Consider the following 3,782-nt stretch of genomic DNA (forward strand, 5'->3'; position numbering starts at 1 on the left):
CGCATGTCCTTCCTGTGGGTGTAGGTCCCCGGTGAGCGGACCTCGCCGCGCACGCTCACACGCGGGACGTCGCGGAAGCTCGCGCGATGAAACACGTAGACGCGGTCGCGGGGTTCGAGTTCGAGGTTCGCCTGCGGGTCGCTCTCGATCAGCGCCGCGCCAAGATCGAACCCGACGTACTCGGGCTCGCTGTTGAGCTCGTTCTCTCGCTCGATGAGCGCGTACTTGAAGTACGTCTCAGGAAGCAGGCCCCCCGTCTCGGGGATGAGGTCGAGCACCCGCATCCCTTCAAAGTGCTGCCGTTTGCCCGGACGAACGACATTGCCCGTCAGGAACACGACGTGCTCCTCGCGATCGCGCACGGGATAGACCTTCACGAGATCGCCGTCCTGAACGGTCCGGAGGTCGGTCGCCGCCAGCGACAGATCGTAGGTCGTCCGACCCGCCGTCTCGACCCGCTCGAGCTGGAGCAGATCGTCGTGAGCCGTCGGCGTGAGCCCGCCGGCAAGCTCGAGGAGCTCGCGCACGGTCGTCCCCTCGTCGATCTCGTAGATCGCGGGCCGCAGGACCTCTCCGGCGACGCCGACGAGCGGGCCGACCGGCGGAACGAAGATGACGTCGCCAGGCATCAGCCGAACGTCTCCGGACGTGTCGCCCTCGAGCAGGAGGTCGTAGAGGTCGAGCGACGAAACGAGCTCTCCGTCGCGCCTGAGCTGGACGTTCCTCAGGCTTCCGATCTTCCGGACGCCGCCGCTCGCGAAGAGTGCATTCGTCAGCGTTGAGAGTCCGCTGACAGTGAAACTCCCCGGCTGAAAGACCTCGCCGAGGACGAAGATCCTAATCGAGCGCAGTCGTCCCATGGAGACACTGACCTCGACGCCGATCATCCGGCGCTCGACGTCCCGGGCGATCGTCTCTTTCATCTCGCGGAACGTGAGGCCGGCCACGGTGATGGGACCAAGCTCGGGAAAGGCGATGACGCCGTCGCGGTCGACCGTCAGCGTGGCTGTCCTGTTCGTCTTGCCGTAGAGCTGGACGACGACCTCGTCTCCGGGGCCGATGATGTAGTCGGGGCTCACGGGGATGTCGGTGGCGGGGGCGAAGGTCGTCGGCGCCCCGGCGAAGAGCTCGTATCCGAACTGCCGTAGGTCGCGGTCGACGGTCAACGGCTCCGCCGCCGACACGAGATCCTCGAAGGCGCTCCGGATGCTCTCTCCCTCAGGCGTCTCCGCGAGCGGCGAGCCGAGCGTATCGGGAACGACCGACGCGTCGTCCGCGGAGAGGCGACGCTCCAGGTCACTGGTCTCCTGGTCGCGTGCCGACATGACATCGGGCGTGCTGACATCGCGGTCCGGCGCCGCGTCCGACTCGGGAACGACGCCGTACTCCCGAAGGAGACGCTCGCGCTCCACCTTCGGCAGGTTCCTCAGTACGTCCAGCTCGGCTTCACTCGGTGTCTGCGCTGTCGCGGGCAGGGTGAGACTGAGTACGGCGACCGCGACGGCCAGGACACGCGGGGTGCGCTTCCGGCAGGTCATCATCGGTCCTCCGGATCGATCCCATCAGGATCAGTTCGGCAAGCACCAACGCCGCGTGCAGGCGGTGCTGCGCGCGGTTGTGCTCGAGACCGTCAGGCTGTCGCACGCCGGACGGAACTCAAAGACGGCCTCGCCCGGATTCTGTAAGTCCTCGCGCCTTGTGTCAATAGGCAAGCGGGAATCCCGCCGGGACAGAAGAGAAGAGAGGCGGCGCTCATGCACCGCCTCTCCCGTATGCACCCTCAGGTGATGTTCGCTCACCTGAGGAGCGCGATTCTCGAGGTTCCAGTTCGTTCGGGGGCTTCGACGCGCAGGAAGTAGATCCCGCTCGCCGCGCGCCGTCCGTCGCTCCCGGTCCCGTCCCACGTGAGCGAGACGGGTCCGGCCGGCATCAGACGATCGGCCAGGACGTTCACACGCCGTCCGGCGACATCGTGGACCGAGACGCGGACGCGCCCCGCCCGCTCGGTCGTGAAGGAGAGCGTCGTGGCGCCCGAGGAGGGGTTCGGCCGCGACAACACGATCAGCCGCTCGCTCCCGGATTCCTCGGGAACGTCAAGCGGCGCGGAGTACATGGCGTCATGTGCCTGCACGATGCCCCACCCCATCAGCGTGTCGGGAGAGCTCGACATCGTGCCGGTCGAACGGAGCGCCGTGATCGTCTCGCACGGGGTCCAGTCGGGATGTCCCTGCAGCAGTAGCCCCACGGCGCCGGCGGTCAGCGGACACGAGAACGACGTGCCGCTGGAGCTTCCGTAGCTTGCGGTGTCGGCCGTCGTCGCCACGAACGCGTAGAGCCCGAGCGCCATGACGTCCGGCTTGATGCGGCCGTCGTAGGTCGGTCCGACGGAGCTGAACGCTGTGCGGACGCCGGACGAGTCGACCGCGCCGACCGAGAGCACGCTGTCGCCGTCAGCCGGGGCGATCATGTAGAGCCAGGGATCGTTGCCCTCGTTGCCCATCGAGTTGACGCAGAGCAAACCCCTCGCGGCCGCCATATCGGCCGCGACGGTCGTGACGGCCGTCCCGCCGTCCATGTCCTCGTACGTGTACCAGTAGAGATACCCCAGCGAGCTCGAGACGACGTCGGCGCCCAGGCTGTCGGCCCACTCGACGGCCTCGACCCAGTAATCCTCCTCGACCTGGATCTCCTGGTCGACGATCTCGGTCTTCGCCAGAAGGAAGCTCGCATTGTAGGAGCCTCCGTAGATGACGCCGTCCTTCATGGCTCCGACGCACGACAGCGTCGCGGTTCCGTGGCTGTCCTGCCCCGAGGGATCACCGAGTTCGTTCGCCGTCTCGGTGTCGTCGTTGATGAAGTCGCGCTCCCCGACGATGTCGAGGTGGCGGAACGCTTCATGGTCGGTATCGAATCCCGTGTCGAGCATCGCAATGAGAACGCCGCCGCCGTCGAAGCCGTCGTCGTGAAGAAGGGGGACCTGGATCTGCTCGAGCTGGCTCTGCGACGAGCCGTAGTCGAGCTCCCTCCCGCGCGGCGCCGGCATATCTGTCGCCGGCTGCGCGGGTGTGATCTCGGGGAGCTCCTTTGTGCCGCGTGCGACCGGCCGGACCTCGCGGACGAACGGAAATGCGGCGAGCGCGGCGAGCGCTGTGTCGTCGGCGCGGACGGAGACGGCGTTGAGCCAGCGGCTCCGTGTGACGATCTCGACGCCGGTGCCCGCGACGGCGTCGACGTACGCCTCCGCCACAGGAAGGTCGTTCTCGTTGAGCTCCATTCCGACGCGGGCCCGTCGGGTGAGCGCGCGCTCCGTGAGGACCGCGCGGGCCTCGGCGAGCGCTGCGGCCCGCTCTCCGGAGGAGATGCCCTTGTCCTCGAAGAAGACCCAGAAGCGGTCGGCCGTTGGTGCGCCCTTGCGCTCCGTCTCGAGCACGTCGCCGGTCGCCGCCGGAAGCGGGGCGGCCAGAGCGACCGACACTGTCAGAGTCAGGAACAGGGCGAGGAATCGGGGGCGCATGCGACAGGCTCCTTCCGTGAGGGTTCTGTTTCTACATTATAGCAAGAATCGCGCGGCGGGGCAACAGAGGTCGACCTGCGGCGTCGGACGGGTCAGACACGCGTCAGCCGCGCCAGCAGCACGCACCGGAAGGGGCGCAGCAGAGACGCGACGTTGACCGCGCGCTCGTAGAGCACGCCCGCGAGGAAGAGCCCAGGGTTGGAGATGAGGTACTCGGGGGTCCCCTCGAACGTGCGGACCTCGGCATCGAGTCCGCACCTGTGAGCGC

Annotated in this window: 2 protein-coding genes; both read right to left on the reverse strand. The window is 67.5% G+C overall.

The features are described 5' to 3' along the window. On the reverse strand, positions 1-1,541 hold a 1,541-nt coding region (locus tag GF405_02215; GenBank protein MBD3366973.1), incomplete at its 3' end, for a sugar transporter. A gap of 254 nt (positions 1,542-1,795) precedes the next feature. After that, positions 1,796-3,514 carry a S8 family serine peptidase gene (locus tag GF405_02220; protein MBD3366974.1) on the reverse strand — a complete coding sequence of 573 codons (1,719 nt, stop codon included), beginning with the start codon at positions 3,512-3,514 and terminating at the stop codon, positions 1,796-1,798. Between the last annotated feature and the right edge of the window lie 268 nt (positions 3,515-3,782).

This window comes from Candidatus Effluviviaceae Genus V sp. (assembly GCA_014728125.1).
Classification (GTDB): Bacteria; Joyebacterota; Joyebacteria; order Joyebacterales; family Joyebacteraceae; genus WJMD01.